The sequence below is a fragment of the Halorubellus litoreus genome, from assembly GCF_055378595.1.
The window spans coordinates 2287475-2308851 of sequence record NZ_AP043836.1; the positions used below are offsets into that span (position 1 = coordinate 2287475).

Genomic DNA, 21377 nt, shown 5'->3' on the forward strand with positions numbered 1-21377 from the left:
TCCGACGAATGCCGGATTCACACGGTATCGTCTGCACGGGGGATGGGGCGGGTGCGGTCGCGGCGACGCTCGCAGCGTCGGACGTCGACGTCGAGCACGTCGACGGCGTCGAGACGGCGGTCGAGCGCGCGCAGACGGGCGCCGGCGTGGTGCTCGCGGTCGACGCGGAGACCGACCCGGCGGTCGTCGGTCGCGTCCGCGAGCGACTGCCGAAGTCACCGGTCGTCGTCGTCGCGAGCGCGGTCGACGGGGCGCTCGCGAGCGCGGCGGTGGACGCGAACGTCACGGCGTTCTGTACGGTCGACGACGACGTCGTCGGCACCGTCGAGCGCGCGTTCGAACCGGTTTGGGCGACGGCACGAGTCCCGGCTGTCAACCGCGACGGGGAGGCGGCACTCGGGGCCGCGTCTGCGGCGAGTGAGGGGCGCTCAACGCCGCGCGAGGTGATGGGCGACGACGAGTCACGGATAGGGGATGCGTCGCAACCGGGGCCGCGGCCCGCGGTGGACAACTGGCGCGGGCACGTCGTCGACCGGTTGTTCGAGACGAGCCCGGACCGACTCGTCGTCTTCGAGCCAGACGGCACGGTCGTGCGGGCGAACGACCGGGCGCGCGAGGAGTTCGCAATCTCCATCGGGGAGACGAGAACGGGCGACGTCGACGTGTACGACACCGACGGCGAGTTCGTGTCGCCGGACGCGAGACCGTGGGCGAGCGTGTTCCGGACCGGGGAGGCGTCCTACGGCCACCAGTTCCGCGTCGACCCGGTCGACGGCGAGTCCGCGTGGTACGTCGTGGACGTCGTCCCGCTCGGCGACGACCCGGTTGCGGCGTTCGCGTCGTTCCGGGACGTCACCGACGACGAGCGCGCGCGCGAACGCCTCCGGCAGCGCAAGAACGAACTCGTTGCGGAACTCGACGAGACCCTCGAACGGGTGACGGACGCGTTCTTCGCGCTCGACGACGAGTTCCAGTTCACGTACGTGAACGAGACCGCGGCGGAACTCATCGACGTGGACCCCGAGGCGGTGACGGGCGAGTCCATCTGGGAGGCGTTCCCGCAAGCGGCCGGAACGACGTTCGCGGACCAGTACCGGGCGGCGATGCGCGAACAGGAGTCGGTGGCGTTCGAGGAGTACTTTCCGCCGCTGTCGACGTGGTTCGCGGTGCGTGCGTACCCGAGCGAATCCGGGCTGTCGGTGTACTTCCAGGACGTCACGGACCGCAAGCACCGCGAGGAGGCGCTCAACGAGCGACTCGCCCAGCAGGAGGTCGTCTCCGAGTTGAGTCGGGAGGCGATCGAGCGCGCGGACGTCGACGGGTTCCTCCGGCAGGCGACCGAGCGGACCGCGGAGACCCTCGGTGCGTCGAGCGCGTCCCTCCTCGAGTTCGGCGACGGCGGTCCGGAGAGCGAGGCGCGGGTTCGCGCGTGCGTCGGTGACGCCGACGCGGTCGAGGGCACCGTCGACGTCCAACCGACGAGCGTACACGACCGCGAGGACCCGGGCGTGGTCGCCGCGGAGGTCGGCGCGAACGACGCGCCGTGGGGGGAACTCGTCGTCACGGTCGCGGACCCCGACGCGGTCTCAGCGGACGACCGGCGGTTCGTGCGGTCGGTCGCGAACGTCGTCGCGTCCGCCATCGACCGGAAGCGACGGGAGCGGACGCTCGCGACGAAGAACGAGCGTCTCGCCGCGCTCGACCAGCTCTCGCGGGTCGTCAGGGACATCAACCGCGAGCTCTCGGGGTACTCGAGCCGCGAGGAGATAGAGCGCGTCGTCTGCGAGCGCCTCGCGAACGCCTCCAGCTACGAGTTCGCGTGGATCGGTGACGCGGACGGCGACGGCGACGTGTACGTGCGGACGGAGGCGGGCGTCGACGGCGTCCTCGACGAGCGCGACCTGTCGCTGGACGCGAGTGCCGCGAACGCGCCGGCGGCGACGGCGCTCCGCGAGGACGCGCTCGCGGCGACCCAGGACGTCCGCACGGGTCACGTCGACGACGAGTGGCGCGCGCACGCGGAAGCCGAAGGGTACCGGTCGTCGGTCGCGGTGCCGCTCGTCCACGAGGACGAGACGTTCGGCGTCCTCTCGATCTACGCGGACCGCCCGCACGCGTTCGACGGCCGGGAGCGTCGCGTCGTCGAACAGCTCGGCGAGGTCGTCGGGCTCGCCATCGCTCTCGCGGAACGGGACCGCGAGCTCCGCGAGCGCGAACGCCAGTACCGTACCTTGGCGGAGAACGTCCCGAACGCGACCGTGACGATGTTCGACACCGAGTGCGCGTACGTCACGGTCGCGGGGTCGCTCTACGAGCGCGTGCTCGGCGTCGACGAGGACGCGCTCGTCGGGAGCGCGCCCGGGGACGTCGACGCGCTCCCCGAACCCGTTCGCGACACGCTCTGTTCGGCGCACGAGGACGCGCTCGCCGGCGACCTCGTCGAGCGCGAGGTCGCGCTCGACGACCGCACGCTCGTCGTTCGCGCCATCCCGGTCCGCGACGACGGCTCCATCACGGGCGGGATATCGCTCGCACAGGACGTCACGGAACGCCGGGAACGTCGCGCGCAACTCGAACACGAACGCGAGCGACTCGAGTACGTGAACCGTCTCCTTCGACACAACCTCCTGAACAGTCTGAACGTCGCGCACGCCCGCACCGACATGCTCGAGGGCCACGTCGACGAGTCAGTCGAGGGCCACCTGGAGACGGCGGCGTCGCGACTCGCGGAGATGATCGACTTCGTGGAGACGATGCGGTCGCTCATGCACATCCTCGTCGAGGACGACCACGACAGCGAACCGATCGCGCTCGACGCGGTGCTCGACAGCGAGATAGAGAAGCTCGAGGGCGCGTTCGACGTGGCCGTCGACGCCGAGGGGCTGCCGGGGATTGCGGTCGCCGCGGACGAACTCCTCCCGGAGGTGTTCGAGAACCTCCTCGTGAACGCCGTCCAGCACAACGACGCCACCGACCCCGAGGTGTTCGTCGACGTCGCGGTCGACGAGGAGGCGGAGACGGCGACGGTGTACGTCGCGGACAACGGGTCGGGCGTCGACGAGTCGATGCGCGACGACCTCTTCCGGAAGGGCGAGAAGGGCTTCGACTCCCCGGGTACCGGGTTCGGGCTCTACCTCGTCCGGGAGACCGTGGACGCGTACGGTGGCGAGGTCGCGCTCGTCGACGACGAGCACTCGGGGGCGACGTTCGCGGTGACGCTCCCGCTCGCGGACGGGACCGCGGACTGATTCTCGGTCGGTGGATCCCGCGTTCGACGGCGCCTCCCCTTGCTACCAGCTGGTGAGCGCGTCCGCGCCCTGCGTGTACCAGAGCGCGGCGAGGAACGCGCCGACGCCGACGAGCGCGCTCGCGCCGCCGACGTAGAACACGGACGCGTACCCGACCTGTTCGGTGAGGACGCCGCCGGCGAGCGGGGCGAGGACGCTCCCGGGTCGCCAGACGAGTTCGCGGATGCCGAAGCTGGAGGCGACGCCGTCGCCGTCGCTGCCCTCGTCCGCGAACAGCGCCATGCTCGCGGGTTCGCGGAACGAGTCCGCGACGCCGAGCAACCCGTTCAGCGCGACGAGGACGAGGAACGTCCCGCTCGGCGTGTCGAGGCCGCGTTCGACGAGCCCCGCGGCCGTGGACGCGTCGACGAGGGCGTCGACGCCGGGGAGGCCGGCGACGGCGGTCGCGAGCGCGGACGCGGACGGGAGCGCTATCGCGGACGCGAGGTCGGGTGCGAACGGGACGGCGAGCGCCACGAGTCCGTACGCGCCACCGCCCGCGGCGACGAACATCGCACGCCCGAAGCGGTCCGAGAGCCGGCCCGTGTAGGGCTGACAGATCATGTTCGTGAACCGTTCGGCGCCGTAGACGATGCTGACGGCGGCGACCGCGAACCCGAGGCCGCCCTGGAGCGCCTCGACGCCGGCGTACAGGAGCACCCACGTGCGGACGAGCGTCACCGCAACTGCGTACGGCGCGCGGAACCCCGTCAGCGTCAGGATGCGCGCGTTCACCGCGAGGTCCCTGAACGGGAACCCCTCGACGCGGGTCGTGTCGGGGGAGAGCACGAACACGACGCCCGCCATCGCGACCGACAGCAGACCGACGATGACGCTGTAGACGACGCCGAACCCGTAGACGTCGTAGAGGATGCCGGAGACGCCGCCGCCGAGGATGCCCGCGAGCAACCGCCACGAGTTCGCCTTCCCGATGAACTGCGCGGTCTCGGTCGGCGGCGACCGGTCGCCGACGAGCGCGAGCGACAAGAGCCCCGACCCCGTGACGGCGGCGCCCTGGACCGCGCGGACGCCGACGAACGCCCACTCGCCACCGCTGTAGACGTCGAGCGCGGCGAACCCGACGTACGCGAGCACGCCGAGCGCGAGCACGCCCACGAGGACGTTGCGCTTGTCGCGTGCGTCACCGAGGTACGCGATGGGGACGACCGCTATCGTCTGCGCGATGGCGAACCCGCTCGTGAAGAGGCCGAGCATCAACCCCGACGGGTCGTACTGGTTGACGTACGTCGCCAGGAGGACGGCGAGCGTCGCGAACCCGAACCCGGTCGCGAACCGCGTCAGATAGAGGACGGGGAACTGCAGGCGCGTCCGGTCGAGGCCGAAGGTCACACTCGCTCTCGCCACGCCCGCCTCGAAACGGTTTCGCTCTCGGTCGGCGATGCCGACGACAGCGGGAGGAGAGAACCCGACTGTTCAGTCGTCGGCGGCGGGCGTGGCCTCGAACTCGGCGCCGTCGACCATCGCGTCGAAGCCGCGGTCGAGGTCGGCGACGAGGTCGTCGACGTGCTCGACGCCGACGCTCGCGCGGACGAGCGTGTCCGTGATACCGAGCGCCTCGCGTTCGTCGACCGCGAGCGGTTCGTGAGTCATGCCCGCGGGGAGTTCGACGAGCGATTCGACGCCGCCGAGGGAGACGGCGAGCGTGAACTCCTCGAGCGCTTCGAGGAAGCGCTTCGCGTCCTCGATACCGCCGGCGAGCTCGAAGCTCAGCACGCCACCGTACCCGCTCATCTGCTCGGTCGCGAGGTCGTGCTGGGGGTGGGATTCGAGCCCGGGGTAGTGGACGGCGTCGACGAGGTCGTGGGCTTCGAGGTACTCGGCGACCGCCATCGCGTTCGCCTCGTGGCGGTCCATCCGCATCGGGAGCGTCTTCGTGCCACGCAGGAGGAGGTAGCTGTCGAACGGCGAGAGCATGTCGCCGACGCCGACGGTCTGGAGGAACTCGACCTCCTCGGCGAGCGCGTCGTCGTTCGTGACGAGCGCCCCGCCGACCGAGTCCGAGTGCCCGTTCAGGTACTTCGTCGTCGAGTGCGCGACCGCGTCCGCACCCAGTTCGAGAGGGTTCTGGAAGTACGGACTCATGAACGTGTTGTCGACGCCGAACAGGGCGTCGGCGTCGTCCGCGATGTCGGCGATGGCGCCGATGTCGCACATGTTCATCGTCGGGTTCGTCGGCGTCTCCATCCAGACGACCGTGGTCGCGTCCGTGACGGCGGCGGCGACGTTCTCGGCGTCGGTCGCGTCCACGAAGTCGACGTCCACGTGGAGTCGGCTCGCGAAGACGTCCTCGAGCATCCGGCGGGTGCCGGCGTAGAGGTCGTCGAACGCGACGACGTGGTCGCCGGGTTCGACGGCGGCGAGGAGGAACGTGAAGATGGCGGCGGTCCCCGAGGAGAACGCGTACCCGTGGTCGCCGCCCTCGAGCGCGGCGAGGCGCTGTTCGACGGCGTGCCGCGTCGGGTTCGAGAGCCGCGAGTAGACGAAGTCGCCCTTGCTCGGGTCGAGGTCCTCGAGAGACATCTCGGTGTCCAGGCCGGGGAGCGCGTACGTCGACGCGAGGTGGATGGGTGAGACGACGTCGCCCGTCATCGGTTCGCCGGGCGTCGCGCGTTCGCCGTGCGTGACCGAGAGCGTCTCGAAGTGGTGTGGGTTGTCCCGGTTGTCCATACGTGATACTCGCCGCCACTCGCGAAAAAACCTTTCATGAGTTTGTAATATTGGGCCAGGGGCAATATTCTGTTAAGTAATACTGCGGGATTCTGGACATCTCGACAGGCCGAGGTCGTCGAAGCTCGACCACTCCCGGCCCGAGAGAGTCACGGCCGGGGCGTTCGCGGGTCACGGACGGCGCTCCATCTTTTTGTCCGCTCGCGTCGAGCAAACACGTACGATGCGTCTCTTCGGGTACCTCCGCGACCGCGACTGGTCCACCCTCGCCGGCTACGCGCTCTTCGTCGCCCTGATGACCGCCGGCTACTACTACAACATCACGTTCGTCCAGCTCGGCCTCATCGACCTCGGCACCCGGCTCGTCGGCCTCCCGGAGACGACCGTGTCCCTCTGGATGGGCGTCCTCGCGCTCTGCACGTTCGTCGCCGCCGTCGCCACCGGCGTCACCATGGACCGCCGCGGGTGGAGCACGAGCATCCGCACGAAGCTCCGGCTCCTCCTCGCCGTCGTCTGCGTCCAGTTCGTCCTCACCGTACTCGCGCCGCACGTCCGGACCGCGCCCGCGTTCGGCGCGTGGATCGTCGCCGGCTCGGCCGCACTCGGCGTCGGGTTCCCCGTCTCGTTCGCGCTCGCGATCGACACCATCCCCGTCCCCGACCGCGGGTACGTCGCCGCCGCCATCACCGCCCTCACGTACGGGCTCGCGAACGCCATCCCGCTCGACTGGAACGTCGTCGTCTTCAGCAACCTCATGACCGCCGCGGTGGCGCCCGGTATCGTCGTGCTCGCCGTGCTCGCCAGCGGTCGCGTCGACGCCGTCGAACGCGTCCTCGACCACCTCGAAGCGCAACAGGACGCGTTCGGCCGCGGACGCTTCAACTACCCCGACCCCGTTCGCACACGGAGTCTCGCGTTCGTCGCGCCCCTGGTCCTGATGTTCGGCGTCTTCTTCGTCGACAGCCTCGGGTTCCTCCGCATCATCGAGACGCCCACGCTCCTCCTCACCTCCTGGCAGTCGCCCCAGATCGAGACGCGCCTCCTCATCGCCGGCGCGCACGTCCTCGGCGCGTTCGCCGCGGGCGTCCTCTACACGAACTTCTCGCGCAACGGCGTCTTCCTCTGGATCTTCGCGCTGTTCGCCCTCTCGCACGTCCTCTACACGACAGAACTCCGCGTCGCCGCGGTGTTCCCGACGGCGGCGGGCACGCCGAGTCTCGCGAACCCGCTGCTGTACGCGGTCGCCGTCTCGTTCTACACGACGATGAACTTCGCGCTCTGGCCGGACCTCGCCACCGCCGACACCATCGGCACCCACAGCGCGCTCGGTATCGGGCTCGCCGGCTGGGTCGCCACGTTCGCCAGCACCGCGGTCGCGCTCTACCTCGCGCACGCCGAGGTCACGCTCCTCACGCACCTCAACCTCGTGAACGCGCTCGCCCTCCTCCTCCTGTTCGGCCTCGCTGTCGGCGCGTACGCGAAACGGATGTACGCCATCGCACGGTCCAGGGACCGACGCCGCGACGCCGACCGCGCTCCCGAGGACGCGGCGGGGAGCGCGCCGGAGGTGGAGCGATGAGCGTCATGGACGTCCTCCCGCTGCTCGTCGTCGTCCTCCTCCTGGTCGGCGCGAGCGGCGCCGACCCAGACGCCATGCACGTCGTCTTCGACGGCGCGCGCGACGCCGACGCCCTCGCCGCTGGCGGTGAGACGGACCCGCTCGTCGTCGCTGGCGGGACCGTGACCGTCCCGGCGAACGCGACGGTCGACGGGCCGATCTACGTCATCGATGGGACCGCGGTCGTCGCCGGCACGGTCGACGCCGAGGTGACGGTGCTCGCCGGGAACCTCAGCGTCCTCGACGGCGCCGCGATAACGGGCGAGCTCCGCTCGTTCGGCGGGACGACCAGCGTCGCCGCCGGCGCGCGCGTCCCGCGTCGCACGACCGTCGAGGTCGCCCCGCGAGAGCGCACGCTCGCCGAACGCCTCGGGTTCCTCGCCATGCAGGCGCTCGCGCTCGCAGCCCTCGCGTTCCTGCTCGCTCGACGCGCACCGGACGCGCTCGCGACGGTCGGCGACGCGATGACCGGGCACGCGCTCGTCTCCGGCGTCGTCGGGGCGCTCGCCGCCGTCACCCTCCTCGTCGGGTTCGTCGCGATGGCGTTCACCGTCGTCCTCGTCCCCGTCAGCGTCCTCGGCGTCGTCGGCGAGTTCCTCGTCCTCCTCTACGCGCTCGCCGCCGCCGGCGCCCGACTCGGACGAGCGCTCCCCGTCGACCGACCGGACGTCGCCGCCGCCGCCGGCGCAGCACTCCTCGTCGTCGCCCTCGACCTCCTCGACGCCGTCCCCATCGTGGGCACGCTCGCAACCCTGGTCGTCGTGAGCGTCGGCTTCGGCGCGGTCCTCGTCACGTACTTCGGCTGGCAGGCGTTCGAACCGGCGGACATCCCCGGGTGACCGCCGCGTCACAGACCGCTGCCTACCAGCCTGCTGCCTACCAGCCGACCTGCCTGCGTGCCTACCAACCTGCGTGCCTACCAACCTGCGTGCCTACCAACCTGCGTGCCTACCAACCTGCGTGCCTACCAACCTGCTTACCAGCCTAGCTGCCTGCATGCCCGAGGTCCCGTCGGCACGAAACCACGACACAGCCACCACTTTAGACTAGTCTAATTCTACACTTTGATGGAAAGTACTATATCCTAGCCGAGGTCTACACCTACTCGACAATGACCGATTCGACGGACGAACGACCGCGACTCTCTCGCCGCGGCACGCTCGCAGCGACCGCAGGACTCCTCTCGAGCGGCCTCGCCGGCTGCATCGACAGCATCGGTAGCGCGAACAACTCGCCCGGGAACGACACCGACGGCGCGAACGGCGACGGCCCCGTCGTCGTCGCCTCCTTCTTCAGCTTCTTCGACTTCGCGCGGAACGTCGTCGACGGCACGCCGATCCAGGTCGAGAACCTCGTCCCCACCGGCCTCCACGGCCACGGCTGGGAGCCTAACGCCAGCGTCACGAAGGACATCATCGAAGCCGACGCGTTCCTCCACGTCGGCCCCGGCTTCCAGCCGTGGGCCGACCGCGCCATCCAGACGCTCAAGGACGACGACGTCGACACCCAACTCATCAACGCCCGCAAAGGCGTCCAACTCGTCGACCTCGCCGCCACCCTCGACCCCGACGAGGAAGGCGTCGGCCAACAGAAGGGCAAGGACCCCCACTTCTGGCTCGACCCCGACCGCGCGAAGACCAGCATCGACAACATCACCGAGGGCCTCGTCGAACTCGCCCCCGAACACGAAGACGCGCTCCGCGACAACGCCACGACGTACAAGGACGAAACCATCACGCAGATCGACGAGGACTACCAGGCGATCTTCGACGCCGCCGACCGCGACGTCGTCCAGCTCGCCGCGCACAACGCCTTCCAGTACATCGGCGTCAAGTACGACGTCACCATGCGTCCGCTCGTCACGAACCTCGCCGCGAGCGGCGACGTCAAACCCTCCGACATCGCCGACGCGAAGCGCGTCATCGACGAGAACGACATCAAGTACATCGCGAACGGCGTCTTCGAGTCCCGCAAACCCGCAAAGCAACTGCTCGCGGAAACCCAGGTCGAGGCGTACTTCCCCGTCACGCCGTACGCGGGCGTCCGCGAGGACTGGGTCGAGGAGAACTGGGGGTACGAGGAGATCGCGTACAACATCAACATGCCCACGTTCGAGGTCGTCCTCGGGAACGAAGAACCCGCAAACGTCGGCCCCGACGGCTGGGCCAAGGAGTGGACTAACTTCGAATGAGCGCGAACCACTCACCGACCACGACCATGGCCGACGACGACAGCGAGACCGACCACGCCCACCGCGACGACGCCGCTCCGTCGACCGACGCCGCCCAGTCGACGGACGCCGTCGTCGAACTCGCCGACGTCGACTTCGGGTACACCGCAACGCCAGTCGTCGAGGACATCTCGCTGCGCATCGACCCCGGCGAGTACGTCGCCGTCGTCGGCCCGAACGGCTCCGGGAAGTCGACGCTCATGAAACTCATGCTCGGCCTCCTCCGGCCGGACACCGGCAGCGCCAGCATCTTCGGCGAACCCTCGCATCGGTTCGACGACGGCTCGCGCATCGGGTACGTCGCCCAGCACGCGAGCGCCTCGAAGGAGATGCCCATCACGGTCCGCGAGGTCGTGAAGATGGGGCGGTTCCCGCACGTCGGGTTCGGCCGCCTCGACAGCGAGGACTGGGCGATCGTCCACGACGCCCTCGAGACCGTCGGCATGACCGCGTTCGCGGACCGTCGCGTCACGCAACTCTCCGGCGGGCAACGCCAGCGCGCGTTCATCGCCCGAGCGCTGGCGAGCGAAGCCGACCTCCTCGTGCTCGACGAACCGACCGTCGGCGTCGACGTCGAGTCCGTCGAAGCGTTCTACGACCTGCTCGACGGACTCAACGAGCGCGGCATCACCGTCCTCCTCATCGAACACGACCTCGGCGCCGTCACCGAGCACGCCGACCGCGTCGTCTGCCTGAACCGCGAGATATACTTCGACGGCCCGACCGACGAGTTCGTCGAGAGCGACGCCCTCGCCCGCGCGTTCGGCACCGCCGCGAACTTCCTCGGAGGTGACGCATGACCGCGCTCAGCCTCGCGGTCCTCTCCGGGACCCCCGGGATGCCACTCCTCACCGGCGAAGACGGCGTCCTCGCCCCGCTCTACTGGTTCCTCGACCTCTGGTCGGGCCTCATGTCGTGGCTCGCCGGCGCCACCGGCCTGGAACTCCTCCAGTACGGCTTCATGCATCGCGCCATCCTCGTCGGCCTCTGCATCGGCGTGATGGCGCCCCTCATCGGGACGTTCCTCGTGCACCGCCAGCTCGCACTCATCGGGGACGCCTTGGCACACACCGCGTTCGCCGGCGTCGCCGTCGGCCTGTTCCTGAACGCGGTCCTCGACCTCGGCGTGTCACCGTACCTGACCGCGGTCGTCGTCGCGATGATCGCCGCGCTCTTCATCGAACTCATCTCCGAAGCGACCGACGCGTACAACGACGTCTCGATGGCGATCGTGCTCTCCACCGGGTTCGCGCTCGGTACCACCCTCATCAGTCTCAACGCGGGCGGGCTCGCCGTCGGCGTCAACCAGTTCCTGTTCGGGAACCTCTCGACGGTGTCCGCCGAGAGCGCCGCTATCCTCCTCGTCCTCTTCACGATCGTCGTCGCCGTCGTCGGGCTCACCCGGAACCAGCTCCTGTACGTCACGTTCGACGAGACCGCCGCGGCCGTCTCCGGGCTCTCCGTGAACTGGTACAACCGCATCATGGTGATGCTGACCGCGCTCGTCGTCGTCGGCGCGATGCAGATCATGGGCGTCATCCTCGTCGCCGCGATGCTCGTCGTCCCCGTCGCGGGCGCCTCGCAGGTCTCCCGGAGCTTCAACGAATCGCTGCTCGTCTCCGTGGTGCTCGCCGAACTCGCCGTCATCCTCGGTATCGCAGCCTCCTACTACGGTGAGGCGACCGCGGGCGGCGTCATCGTCCTCATCGCCGTCGCCATCTACGTCGGCGCGGTCGTCATCGGGAAAGTCCAGACGGCGTACGGCGAAGAATCCACGCCCGAGATGGGGAGCATCAACGTCGACGAGACCGACTCGTTCGGCGACTGAGTCTCGCGTCGACCCGCCTCGACCGCCCCCTGCAGTCGTCGCGACGCCCCTTCGGAGTCGTCGCCGTCGCCCCCTGCGTCGCGACGTCCTCTCCGCGTCGATGCCTTCTCACCCCCCGAGAACCGCGATATCGGGCTAATAGCGCGCTCGTCGTCCTTCTAGACGACTCACCATGGCTCGACCCATCCCTCGCTGGCAACTCGTCGCATCGCTCGCCATCGTCGGCCTCTCGGTCCTCGCGACGGCGCTCGGCCTCTTGCGTCCCGAGCACTACCGCGACGCCGACGCGCTCGTCACCAACTACCGGGTCCAGGACGCAACGATACTCCTCGTCGGCGTGCCCGCGCTCGCCGCCGGCCTGTACGCGACCGTCCGCGGGTCGCTGCGTGGCCGCATCGTCTGGCTCGGCGCGCTCGCGTTCATGGCGTACATCTGGTTCAGCGTCGTCGTCCAGGTATCGTTCAACGACGCGTTCTTCGCGTACCTCGTCCTCTTCGCGCTCTCGCTGTGGACGTTCGTCGCCGCGCTCCTCGACACGGACCACGAGCCGGTCCACGACGCCGTCACCGGCCGCATCGACGCGAGGCGCTACGGGCTCGGGCTCGTCCTCGTCGGCCTCGCGCTCGCCGCGCTCTGGCTCTCGGAACTCGTTCCCGCCGCACTCGCGGGTACCGTCCCGGTCCTCGTCCAGGAGACGGGCCCGCAGGCGTTGTTCTCGCACGTCCTCGACCTCGCGGTCGTCGTCCCCGCCCTCGTCGTCGTCGGCGTCTGGCTCCGGCGCGAACGCCCGATGGCCGCACTCCTCGCCGGCGTGCTCTTCGTCATGGGCACGCTCCTCGCCGCCCCCATCTCGGCGATGACGCTCGCCATCGCAGCTGGCGACGGCATCACGCTCACGCCGCTGGCCGCCGCCCTCTCGTTCGCGCCCGTCGTCGTGGTCGCGGGACTCGCGGTCGCGTACCTCCGCGCGATGCGGCCCGGCGACGCTCGACCCGCTCGCGAGGGCCGACCGCCGGTCGCCTGACGCCCCGCGAGCCATCCGTACGCGTCACGCTCTCTCGCGACCGTTCACGAGCCCTTGCCTCGCGAGCCACTCTCCGATTTGCTATAGCAGTATCTGGTTTACCAGTTGGTGGCCAGTCCCACAAGAATGTACGAAATACGATTCTTCGTGGCGTATTCGGACCGACGAACCCATCTCGACACCGAATCCTGGACGGTAGCGGTGAGCAGCGGCCAGGTCATCGCGACGCGGAGCCAACTCTACCCCCCGAAAGGCGCTTCGTCGCTCAGGCGGAGCGGGTTCTTCGACGGTCGAACCCTCCGGGTGAGCGTCGACAGCCGGCGCTCGTCGAGCGAAAGAGCGGAAGAATCTAGCCGGGAATCGACGCGAGCGCGGATAACGCCAGTCCGCCCGTCCTTCAGCCGACGCGAGCGCGGATAACGCCAGTGTCGTTCAGGCAGCGTGCTCGCGGACGGACTCGAACTCGCTGGCGGCGAGCGCGTCGACGACGCCCTCCCGGTCCAGGTCGGGGACGTCGCTCGGGTACTTCCGCTGGAAGTACCCGACGATGTTGTCGACGTCGCGCGCGAGGAACTCGCGGGCGTTCTCGTGACTCGACGGCACCGCCTGCGGCCAGTCGAACACCGTCACGCCGCTCTCGGCGAGGAAGACGTTGTACTCGCTCATGTCCGCGTGCACGAACCCGGCGTCGTACGCCGTCGCCATCTCCCGGAGGACGAGGTCGAGGACGCCCACGACCTGCTCGGGTTCGACGCGCGTTCGCGCGAGCTCGACGCCCTCCATCTTCTCCATGACGATCGCGTGCCGGTTGTGGTCGACCGGCCGCGGCACCGAGACGTCGGGATACAGCGTCTCCAGGCGCTCGTACTCGCGTTCCGCTGCCTTCCGCGCGGTGTACAGCCACGAGACGTGGTCGCGGTCGCTCGTGTAATCGCGCTCCTTCATCACCTCGCGGAAGTTCGTGTAGCCCTCGCGGTGGTACTTGAGCGCCATCGGCTTGTACGACTGGACCTCGTACACGTCGGATTCCTTCCCGACGCCGAGACTCGACCCGAACCCCTGGACGGTCTCGCGTTCCGCGAACGTGTGGAGCGCGAGCGCGTCGTACCCCTCCGGGGTGAGCTTGTAGCCCTCGTACTGGATCGTCTTCCGCTGGATGAGGTCGCGGTCCAGGCAGCGGTCCAGGCGGTAGTCGACGTTCTCCGCCGTCAACCCGGAGAAGTCCGGGAGCTTCCCGCGCTGCACCCACTCCGAGAACCGCATCCCCTGCTCGACCCCTGAGAGGAGGTTGAAGTCCTCCTGTTCGAGGTCGACCATCATCGGCGCGACGTTCTGGACCATCGACCGAGCGTAGTCGGGCGACGCGGAAAAGCCTCCCGTCACGGGCCCTGGCATAAGTGATAAACCAGTGATTGCGATACGAAATGCGGTGCGGCTGGGCGCGGGCACGACAGAATACTCGATCGTTCGTTCGGAGGACGGACCCTCGCGTAGCGGCCGTTCAGCACGCGAGCGCGCTCGTTCTACATAGCGAACATATTTACTCGCCTGACGCATCGGACAGGATAGAAGCGATGAACCGTCGAAGTTCACCGACCCGCGTAGCAGTTTTCTCGCTCGCTATCTCCGCCCTCGGCGTCTTCGTTTGGTCGTCCGCCGTCGCCGCGCAGTCGACATCGACAACCGCCGTCCCGACCGACGCACCCGGGGCGACGGACGGTAACGGCCTCGCTCTCCTCGGCACCCTCATCGCCGCACTCGTCGCTGGCGGGTTGTTGCTCGGCGCCTTCGCTGGTCTCGCCTCGGTCGTCCTCATCGAACTGTTCGGGCCCTTCAGCGACCGAACCCATCTCGCGCTCCCACTCCTGGTCGGCATCCTACCGACCCTCGTGTTGGTGAATTCGTTCGGTATCGAACTCCTCGTAATCCTGATTCTCACCGAACTCGTGGCGCTTCCCATCACCGGGCTCCTGGTACGGCGACGGTACAGGCGCTAAGACAAGAACCGACTCGACAGCGTGCGTCGTCGGTTCGAGCGGTTCAGTTCGCGGGCTCGACGTTGAGATTGCTCGCGAAGACGTTCTCGGGGTCGTACTCGGCTTTGAGGTCGCGGAGGCGGTCGAGGTTGTCGCCGTACGCCATCCGGGCGCGTTCGTCGTGGTCGTCGACGAACCCGGGAAAGCCCGGGTAGAACCCGTCGACGGTCGCCGCTTGGGCGCGGAGTTCGGTCCAGGTGTCGCGCGCCCACTCGATCGCGGTCGCGTCGTCGTCGGGGTCCTCCCAGGCGGCGTCGACGGCGAGCATGAACTCGGGGTCGCGGAACCCGAACGCGGTCGCGTCGTCGTCGACGTCGGCGATGGCGCCGCCGAGGTGCCAGACGCCGAGTTCGCACTGCTCGGTCGGTGCGTTCGCGAGCGCGTCGACGAGCGTCTCGATGGCGTCGTCGGCGAGATCGGTCGCGTAGATGGAGTGCCACGAGTACCGGCGGCCGTCCGGGAACAGGTCGCGCGCTATCTCGTGGACGCCCGCGAGCGGTTGCGGGCCGCTCATGTCCATGATGGGGTCGCCGAATTCGCGGAGCGGGGCGAGCGCGGCTTCGCCATCCTCGACGTCGCCTGCGTACACGCCGAACAGCATCACGACCGGTGCGCCGACCGCTTCCTCGGGCACGACCGGGAGCGGCGGGACGTGCATGAGTGCGACGAGCGTCGTCACCGCTCGCGGGGCATCCGCAGCCCACTCGCGGTACGCGGCGAGCACGCTCGCTGCGTCCTCGAGCGCGTAGATGGGTTGGGCGATGGCGACCTCGGGCCCGACAGCTGCGAGTTCGAGTTCGAAACTCGTGACGACGCCGAAGTTCGAGCCAGCGCCGCGGATACCCCAGAAGAGGTCGGAGTGTTCGGTCGCGCTCGCCGTGATGCGGTCGCCGTCGGCGGTCACGAGGTCGACCGAGCGGAGCGCGTCGACGCCGAGGCCGTGCTCGCGGCGGAGCCAGCCGATGCCGCCGGCGAGCGTCGACCCCGCGATACCGGTCTGGGCGGCCGAGCCCGCGACGGGCGCGAGGCCGTGCTCCTGTGCGGGGGCGAGGACGTCGCTCACGCGCGCTCCGGGTTCGACGCGCGCGGTCTTCGCGTCGGGGTCGATGGTGACGTCGGTGAGTTCGGTGCAGTCGACGACGATACCGTCGTCGACGAGCGCGCTCCCGGTGACGTGGTGGCCGCCGCCGCGCACGCCGAGCGGGAGGTCGTGCTCGCGTGCGGCGGCGATAGCGGTGGCGACGTCGTCGGCGGTGTGCGCGCGAACGAACACGCCTGGGGCGCGGTCGACCGCGGCGTTCCAGAGGGTGCAGGCCTCGTCGTAGCCGTCCTCGTCCGGTGTGAGGACGTCACCGGCGACGCGGGCGCGGAGCGTTCGGAGGACGGACTCGTCGATGATGGATCTGTGTGTGCTCATGGTCGTATCCGTAACGGACGACGTACAGACGCGCTACGAGGGAATAACTCTGCACTGACGGATGCTACCCTGGATACGTCAGCCGCGGGATTATGCCCGCTCGAGCCCTCTACGTGGCCATGAACGTCGACCTCCACGAGTCGCTGTCCGGGCAGACCGCGCTCGTGACCGGCGCGAATCGAGGTATCGGCGCCGAGATCGCTGCGAGACTCGTCGATTTGGGCGCGACCGTGTACGCCGGAGCGCGCGACCCGGAGACGGTGACCGCGACCCACCAGGAACCGGTCGAGTTGGACGTCACCGACATGTCGCAGGTGGCTGCGGCGATGGAGCGCCTCCGAGCGGAGTCCGGGCGCCTGGACGTGCTCGTGAACAACGCGGGCGTCTACGGTCCGCAGGGCCAGTACGGGGACGTCGACACCGCGGCTATCGACCGGACGCTCAGGACGAACCTCCTCGGGCCGATGCTCGTGACGCGGTACGCGCTCCCGTTGCTCGTGAGCGACGACCGGTCCGGGGCGCGAGTGGTGAACGTCTCCAGCGGGTCCGGACAGTTCGCGGACGGCATCGACGACTCGCACCTGCCGTACGGCGTGTCGAAGGCGGGATTGAACGCGTTCACGCAGGGGCTCGCGCGCCAGTACCCGTCGCTGTACGTGAACGCGGCGTGTCCTGGATGGGTTCGCACCGACATGGGCGGTGAGCACGCGCCGCGGAGCGTCGCGGAGGGCGCGAAGACGCCGGTGTTCCTCGCGCGACTCCGCGACGGGCCGAGCGGGCGGCTGTGGCGCGACGAAGAACTAGAGCCCTGGTGACTCGGGAGGCGGACGTCTGGCGCTGCAGCGCTCAGACGACGTACGTCTCGAAGTCGGTGCCGAGTTCGTAGCCCTGGTCGGCGACGTCGGCGGCGACGGTGGCGGTGTCGCGCGCGAGCAGGTGCTCGTTGAGGTGGACGAGGACGGTGCGGTGGGCGGCGGCGTCGGCGACCGGGTCCTCGCGGGGGGCGAGGTCGTCGAGCATGTGGGGGGCGACGACGCTCGTTGCTTCGAGGATGGCGAGGTCGGCGTTCCGGTAGTCGTCTCCTCCGGGCATGTCGGGGCACCACGTCTCGAAGTCGGGCGCGTAGAGGAGCGTGGCGTCGTCGGTCTCGACGCGGAACGCGAGCGCGTCGAACGCGGGCCGGTCGTGACTCACGGGGATGGGCGTGACGGTCACGTCCGCGACGGTGACTGGCTCACCGTGCGCGAGGTCGTGTTCGTCGAACCGGTCGGCGAGGTACGGTTTCTCGCGGTGGAAGTGCTCGCCGGCGGTCGGCGTCCGGTAGAGGTCGTCCGCGACGACGTCGGCGCGCGCGGACAGCGAGAGGTCGTCGACGCCGCCGACGTGGTCGTGATGCCAGTGCGTGACGAACGTCGCGTCGAGGCTGCGGACGCCGCGGTCGCGGACGCCCTCGCGGAACTCCGGCGGGACGTCGAACAGGACGGTGGCTTCGTCGGTCTCGACGAGGAGGCCGGGGCGACGGCGTCGCGCCGCGGCACCTGCGTCGTCGAGGGCTCGGAACGGTGCCGGGACACCGGTCACGTCACCGGTCCCGAGGAGGGTGCACTGCATGGTCGCGTCGTCGCGACTGCCCGGCATATGCCTGTTGATGGGTGGCGGCCACGCCGTCGCGTGTCACGGCGAGCCATACAGGTTAGGCCGAGTGGTGATTTGGGGTCGGCGGTAGCGTACTTGTACGGAGGAATCACCCAATGTCGAAATCCCAGTCGGGAGCGGACTACGGTGCACTGTTCGAGAAGGTGACCGGCGAGACGGAGGTCGTCGAAGAACAGGACACCGAGGAAGCAAACGGCGAACGCGAGGTCGACGACGACCTCTCCGAGTACCTCGACGAGGCCACGCGCGAGGACGGTCTCGACGAGGCGGTCGCCGAACCCGACACCGAGTAGCGCCGCCCACCTCCCACCGCTGCGGAGCGCAGTCATCCCACACCACTTCACCCACTTCTCGGCTGCTCGACGCGTCGAGCGACCGCTGTCTGATCCAGTCGTTTCGTCGACGTTCGGCTCGCGGAACCGGCGCTTCGAGGACGCGTGACGGTCGCTGGTCGTCCTCGAGGCGAGTCCAAACCCCTATGCTGGGGGTGGGCGAACTCGCGGGTATGGGTTCGGTCGCGGACGCCGAGTGGCGGTTGATACGCGAGGAAGCGCACGACGGAGCGACGAACATGGCGCTCGACGAGGTCGCGGCACGGACCGCCGTCGAGGACGGCGTTCGCACCGTCAGGGTGTACCGCTGGGAGCCGAGCTGCCTCTCGATGGGGTACCGGCAGGCCGCCGAGAGCGTCGACTGGGCGTTCTGCGAGCGCGAGGGCATCGACGTGACGCGGCGCCAGACTGGCGGTGGCGGCATCTATCACGACAGCTACGCGGACGTCTCCTACAGCATCGTCGCGCCCGCCGACGAGCTACCCGGCGACCTCATGGAGTGCTACGAGCTCCTCTGCGAGCCAGTGCTCGACGCTATCCGGAGCGTCGGCGTGGACACGGACTTCGCCGACCGCGAGTACGACAGCATCCACGAACCGGCCTGTTACCTGCGGGGCATCCACCCCGCGCACGACGTGTTCGCGTACGAAGCTGATGGAGACGACAGAACCGGCCGGAAGCTCTCGGGGAACGCCCAGTACCGCCAGCGCGACGCCGTCATCCAGCACGGCTCCATCTCGTACGACCACGCGCTCGCGAACCACCTCGGCGTCTTCGCGGACCACGACGTCACGCCCGAGCGGTTCCGCGAGCGCGTGACGAGCGTCCGCGAACAGGCCGACGTCGAGCGCGACGTGTTCGTCACCGCGCTCGAGGAGGGCCTCGCGGACTGGTGCGACGCCAGCGAGGGCGCGTGGACCGACGCGGAACTCGCCGCCGCACGCGACCTCGTCGACGACAAGTACGCGGCCGAGGAGTGGGTGCGTGACCGCGACGCGGCGCGGTAGGGCGCGAGCGCCCAGCGTGAAGCGCCGGCCGCTTCCGAAGGCACTTTGACCCGCTACCGCGTCGCTCCGGGCATGCTCAAGGTAGGTGCGCACGTCTCGACGGGCCAGCACTGGGTCGAGGACGGCGACTCGGCGTACGCGTTCACGCGGAAGTCGAAGAAGGCGGACGACGGCATCGAGGTGACGGTGAACAACCAGCGCGTCATCGGTGGGAACTGCGGGCAGATCTTCACGCATTCGCCGCAGGTCTGGGACCACGGGACCCTCGAGGACGACGAAGCCGCGGCGTTCCGCGGGCAGACGAGCGAGCACCTCGCTGGGCCGTGGGTGATTCACTCGTCGTACCTCGTGAACCTCTGTACGCCGAAGGACGACCTGCGCGCGAAGTCCATCGACTCGATGCAGCAGGAGGTCGACGCCGCGGACCGCCTCGGTATCGAGTACGTGAACGTCCACCTCGGTGCGCACACCGGCGCGGGCGTCGAGGGCGGCATCGAGAACGCGGCGAGCGCGCTCGACGAACTCGACGTCCCCGACGGCGTCACGGTCCTCATCGAGAGCGACGCGGGAAGTGGAACGAAGCTCGGCGGCCAGTTCGAGCACCTCGCGAGCGTCCTCGAGCAGTCCGAACAGGACCTCGACGTCTGCCTCGACACCGCGCACACGTTCGCCGCGGGCTACGACCTGTCCTCGGCCGAAGCCGTCGCGGAGACGATGGCGGAGTTCGACGACGTCGTCGGGTTCGAGCACCTCGAGTGCGTGCACCTGAACGACTCGAAGCACGCCTGCGGGACGAACAAGGACGAGCACGCACACGTCGGCGAGGGCGAGATCGGCGAGGCGGGGATGCGCGCGTTCGTGAACCACGACGCCATCGTCGACGGCGAGGTGCCGCTCGTACTGGAGACGCCAACCGAGGACGGGAAGAGCTTCACGTGGAACGTCGAGCGCGTCCGCGAACTCCGCGACGACTACGACGCCTGAACGCGAGCGACGAGGGGCGGAACGGAGCGGTCGAGAGGGCGACGGCAGTGGTGGAGACGGCCGACGAGAGGGCGACGGCAGTGGTGGAGACGGCCGACGAGAGGGCGACGGCAGTGGTGGAGACGGCCGACGGGAGAGGGTGAAAGCGTCATCGAAGCTATCTTGTGGGTCTTTGTGCGTTCACGGGCAACGAACAGGTATGAGTGACGGGAGTCTCGGCCCGGGCGCACAGGCGGTCGTGGTGTTCGTTGCGCTCACGACGTTCGCGCTCGTGACGACCGCCGCGGTCGTCGCGGTCGGTGTCGGGCCGGTCACGGACGCGGTGCCGGCGTCCTCCGAGTCGGTCCCCGACCAGCCGGGCGCGGTCGTGGACGACGACGACGACCGGACGGGGAACGTCACCGGGGTCGTGCGTGCGCCCGGTGGTTCGTCGGCGGCGAACGCGTCGGTCGTCCTCGCGCCGAGTCCCGAACCGCTGTTCGAGAAGGCGACGCCGAGCGAGCTCGCGGCCGTCGTCGACGACGAGACGAGCACGACGCTGCACGTCACGGAGACGGGTGCGAACGGATCGTTCCGTCTCCAGGTGCCGGCCGGCGAGTACGACGTCGTCGCGCTCCGGGACGGGAACGTGAGCGCGGTGCGGACGGTGAACGCGAGCGCGAGCGGCGACCCGGCGGCCGTCGACCTCGCGTTGCGCGCGGACCGCCCGTTGACGTACGAGGCGCGCGGGACGGAGGTCGCGCCCGGCGGGAACGCGACGGTGACGGTCGCGGCGTACAACCGGAACGACGACCCGGCGTCGCTGTCGGTGTCGTACTTCGAGGCACCCGCGGGGTGGACGGTCGTCGACTACCGCGGGTCGGCGGTGCGCGTGAACGAGACGACGCGGACGTTCCACTTCGCGGACGTGCCAGCGGGCGACTGGGCGCGAGCGGAACTGGTCGTGCGAGCGCCCGCGAACGCGACGCCCGGCGATTCGGTGCGGTTCGGTGCGAGCGCGAGCGCGCCCGAGCCCGGTCCCGGCGATGAGGTCGTCGTGACGTGGCGCGGGAGCGCGACCGTCACCGTCCCTGGGACCGACACCGCAACCGGGACGCGCACGCCCGGCGATGCCGGTGACGACGGCGCCGGCGGGTCGACGACCGAGGACGATGCGACGACCACCGGCCTGGGGCTCGTGGAGCGGACCGTTCCCGGGTTCGGGCTCGCGCTTGCGCTCGCCGCGACGACGCTCGTCGTCGCCGCGTTCGCCGCCCGCCAGCAGGCCTGA

18 protein-coding genes are annotated in these 21377 nt (G+C 69.4%); 13 read left to right on the forward strand and 5 right to left on the reverse strand.

Annotation, left to right across the window (positions count from 1 at the left end):
- The first annotated feature begins 8 nt into the window (after positions 1-8).
- Positions 9-3248 carry a PAS domain-containing protein gene (locus tag ACZ48X_RS15640; protein ID WP_336348823.1) on the forward strand — a complete coding sequence of 1080 codons (3240 nt, stop codon included), beginning with the start codon at positions 9-11 and terminating at the stop codon, positions 3246-3248.
- 42 nt (positions 3249-3290) lie between these two features.
- Here ACZ48X_RS15640 and ACZ48X_RS15645 read toward each other — a convergent pair whose 3' ends face one another.
- Positions 3291-4637 carry an MFS transporter gene (locus ACZ48X_RS15645; protein ID WP_336348822.1) on the reverse strand — a complete coding sequence of 449 codons (1347 nt, stop codon included), beginning with the start codon at positions 4635-4637 and terminating at the stop codon, positions 3291-3293.
- Between the two features lie 84 nt (positions 4638-4721).
- On the reverse strand, positions 4722-5975 hold the full coding sequence (locus tag ACZ48X_RS15650) for a trans-sulfuration enzyme family protein (protein WP_336348821.1): 1254 nt from the start codon (positions 5973-5975) through the stop codon (positions 4722-4724).
- Between the two features lie 223 nt (positions 5976-6198).
- On the opposite strand from ACZ48X_RS15650, the gene ACZ48X_RS15655 reads away from it, so the two are divergent.
- The 6 genes from ACZ48X_RS15655 (at position 6199) to ACZ48X_RS15680 (ending at position 12675) form a co-directional block, all read left to right on the forward strand.
- On the forward strand, positions 6199-7554 hold the full coding sequence (locus ACZ48X_RS15655) for a pentatricopeptide repeat-containing protein (RefSeq protein ID WP_336348820.1): 1356 nt from the start codon (positions 6199-6201) through the stop codon (positions 7552-7554).
- Positions 7551-8432, forward strand: a complete 882-nt coding sequence (locus ACZ48X_RS15660) for a polymer-forming cytoskeletal protein (protein WP_336348819.1) — start codon at positions 7551-7553, stop codon at positions 8430-8432. The genes ACZ48X_RS15655 and ACZ48X_RS15660 overlap by 4 nt, the downstream gene beginning before the upstream one ends.
- Positions 8433-8704: 272 nt before the next feature.
- Positions 8705-9784 carry a metal ABC transporter substrate-binding protein gene (locus ACZ48X_RS15665; RefSeq protein ID WP_336348818.1) on the forward strand — a complete coding sequence of 360 codons (1080 nt, stop codon included), beginning with the start codon at positions 8705-8707 and terminating at the stop codon, positions 9782-9784.
- Complete coding sequence (locus ACZ48X_RS15670) at positions 9781-10623, forward strand: metal ABC transporter ATP-binding protein (RefSeq protein ID WP_379761783.1); 843 nt, start codon at positions 9781-9783, stop codon at positions 10621-10623. The genes ACZ48X_RS15665 and ACZ48X_RS15670 overlap by 4 nt, the downstream gene beginning before the upstream one ends.
- A 38-nt stretch (positions 10624-10661) precedes the next feature.
- Positions 10662-11651, forward strand: a complete 990-nt coding sequence (locus ACZ48X_RS15675) for a metal ABC transporter permease (protein WP_336349657.1) — start codon at positions 10662-10664, stop codon at positions 11649-11651.
- A gap of 172 nt (positions 11652-11823) precedes the next feature.
- Positions 11824-12675, forward strand: coding sequence for a hypothetical protein (locus ACZ48X_RS15680; RefSeq protein ID WP_336348816.1), 852 nt, complete (start codon positions 11824-11826; stop codon positions 12673-12675).
- A 432-nt stretch (positions 12676-13107) separates the two neighbouring features.
- Here ACZ48X_RS15680 and ACZ48X_RS15685 read toward each other — a convergent pair whose 3' ends face one another.
- A complete protein-coding gene (locus ACZ48X_RS15685) occupies positions 13108-14016 on the reverse strand; it encodes an RIO1 family regulatory kinase/ATPase domain-containing protein (protein ID WP_336348815.1) in 909 nt (302 codons plus the stop codon).
- A 233-nt stretch (positions 14017-14249) separates the two neighbouring features.
- On the opposite strand from ACZ48X_RS15685, the gene ACZ48X_RS15690 reads away from it, so the two are divergent.
- Entirely contained in the window at positions 14250-14672 is a 423-nt protein-coding gene (locus ACZ48X_RS15690; RefSeq protein WP_336348814.1) for a hypothetical protein, read from the forward strand.
- A 43-nt stretch (positions 14673-14715) separates the two neighbouring features.
- Here the strand turns inward: ACZ48X_RS15690 and ACZ48X_RS15695 are convergent, their stop codons facing one another.
- Positions 14716-16128 carry an FAD-binding oxidoreductase gene (locus ACZ48X_RS15695; protein ID WP_336348813.1) on the reverse strand — a complete coding sequence of 471 codons (1413 nt, stop codon included), beginning with the start codon at positions 16126-16128 and terminating at the stop codon, positions 14716-14718.
- Between the two features lie 119 nt (positions 16129-16247).
- On the opposite strand from ACZ48X_RS15695, the gene ACZ48X_RS15700 reads away from it, so the two are divergent.
- Positions 16248-16943 (forward strand): SDR family NAD(P)-dependent oxidoreductase, encoded by a 696-nt coding sequence (locus tag ACZ48X_RS15700; RefSeq protein WP_336348812.1) that lies wholly within the window; start codon positions 16248-16250, stop codon positions 16941-16943.
- A 31-nt stretch (positions 16944-16974) separates the two neighbouring features.
- Here ACZ48X_RS15700 and ACZ48X_RS15705 read toward each other — a convergent pair whose 3' ends face one another.
- A complete protein-coding gene (locus ACZ48X_RS15705; protein ID WP_336348811.1) occupies positions 16975-17739 on the reverse strand; it encodes an MBL fold metallo-hydrolase in 765 nt (254 codons plus the stop codon).
- Positions 17740-17879: 140 nt separating this feature from the next.
- Between ACZ48X_RS15705 and ACZ48X_RS15710 the strand changes: the two genes are divergently transcribed.
- The 4 genes from ACZ48X_RS15710 to ACZ48X_RS15725 all read left to right on the forward strand — a co-directional run bounded on the left by ACZ48X_RS15710 (position 17880) and on the right by ACZ48X_RS15725 (position 21377).
- Positions 17880-18077, forward strand: a complete 198-nt coding sequence (locus ACZ48X_RS15710) for a hypothetical protein (RefSeq protein ID WP_336348810.1) — start codon at positions 17880-17882, stop codon at positions 18075-18077.
- A gap of 212 nt (positions 18078-18289) precedes the next feature.
- Positions 18290-19123 carry a lipoate--protein ligase family protein gene (locus ACZ48X_RS15715; RefSeq protein ID WP_336348809.1) on the forward strand — a complete coding sequence of 278 codons (834 nt, stop codon included), beginning with the start codon at positions 18290-18292 and terminating at the stop codon, positions 19121-19123.
- Between the two features lie 72 nt (positions 19124-19195).
- Positions 19196-20107 carry a deoxyribonuclease IV gene (locus ACZ48X_RS15720; RefSeq protein WP_336348808.1) on the forward strand — a complete coding sequence of 304 codons (912 nt, stop codon included), beginning with the start codon at positions 19196-19198 and terminating at the stop codon, positions 20105-20107.
- A gap of 199 nt (positions 20108-20306) precedes the next feature.
- Positions 20307-21377: a carboxypeptidase-like regulatory domain-containing protein gene (locus tag ACZ48X_RS15725; RefSeq protein WP_336348807.1), complete on the forward strand. Its 1071-nt coding sequence runs from the start codon at positions 20307-20309 to the stop codon at positions 21375-21377.

Coding starts and splice junctions, on each gene's coding strand:
- ACZ48X_RS15640 (WP_336348823.1), top strand. CDS start 9: ATGCCGGATTCACACGGTATCGTCTGCACGGGGGATGGGGCGGGTGCG.
- ACZ48X_RS15650 (WP_336348821.1), bottom strand. CDS start 5,975: ATGGACAACCGGGACAACCCACACCACTTCGAGACGCTCTCGGTCACG.
- ACZ48X_RS15655 (WP_336348820.1), top strand. CDS start 6,199: ATGCGTCTCTTCGGGTACCTCCGCGACCGCGACTGGTCCACCCTCGCC.
- ACZ48X_RS15660 (WP_336348819.1), top strand. CDS start 7,551: ATGAGCGTCATGGACGTCCTCCCGCTGCTCGTCGTCGTCCTCCTCCTG.
- ACZ48X_RS15665 (WP_336348818.1), top strand. CDS start 8,705: ATGACCGATTCGACGGACGAACGACCGCGACTCTCTCGCCGCGGCACG.
- ACZ48X_RS15670 (WP_379761783.1), top strand. CDS start 9,781: ATGAGCGCGAACCACTCACCGACCACGACCATGGCCGACGACGACAGC.
- ACZ48X_RS15675 (WP_336349657.1), top strand. CDS start 10,662: ATGCCACTCCTCACCGGCGAAGACGGCGTCCTCGCCCCGCTCTACTGG.
- ACZ48X_RS15680 (WP_336348816.1), top strand. CDS start 11,824: ATGGCTCGACCCATCCCTCGCTGGCAACTCGTCGCATCGCTCGCCATC.
- ACZ48X_RS15685 (WP_336348815.1), bottom strand. CDS start 14,016: ATGGTCCAGAACGTCGCGCCGATGATGGTCGACCTCGAACAGGAGGAC.
- ACZ48X_RS15690 (WP_336348814.1), top strand. CDS start 14,250: ATGAACCGTCGAAGTTCACCGACCCGCGTAGCAGTTTTCTCGCTCGCT.
- ACZ48X_RS15695 (WP_336348813.1), bottom strand. CDS start 16,128: ATGAGCACACACAGATCCATCATCGACGAGTCCGTCCTCCGAACGCTC.
- ACZ48X_RS15700 (WP_336348812.1), top strand. CDS start 16,248: ATGAACGTCGACCTCCACGAGTCGCTGTCCGGGCAGACCGCGCTCGTG.
- ACZ48X_RS15705 (WP_336348811.1), bottom strand. CDS start 17,739: ATGCAGTGCACCCTCCTCGGGACCGGTGACGTGACCGGTGTCCCGGCA.
- ACZ48X_RS15710 (WP_336348810.1), top strand. CDS start 17,880: ATGTCGAAATCCCAGTCGGGAGCGGACTACGGTGCACTGTTCGAGAAG.
- ACZ48X_RS15715 (WP_336348809.1), top strand. CDS start 18,290: ATGGGTTCGGTCGCGGACGCCGAGTGGCGGTTGATACGCGAGGAAGCG.
- ACZ48X_RS15720 (WP_336348808.1), top strand. CDS start 19,196: ATGCTCAAGGTAGGTGCGCACGTCTCGACGGGCCAGCACTGGGTCGAG.
- ACZ48X_RS15725 (WP_336348807.1), top strand. CDS start 20,307: ATGAGTGACGGGAGTCTCGGCCCGGGCGCACAGGCGGTCGTGGTGTTC.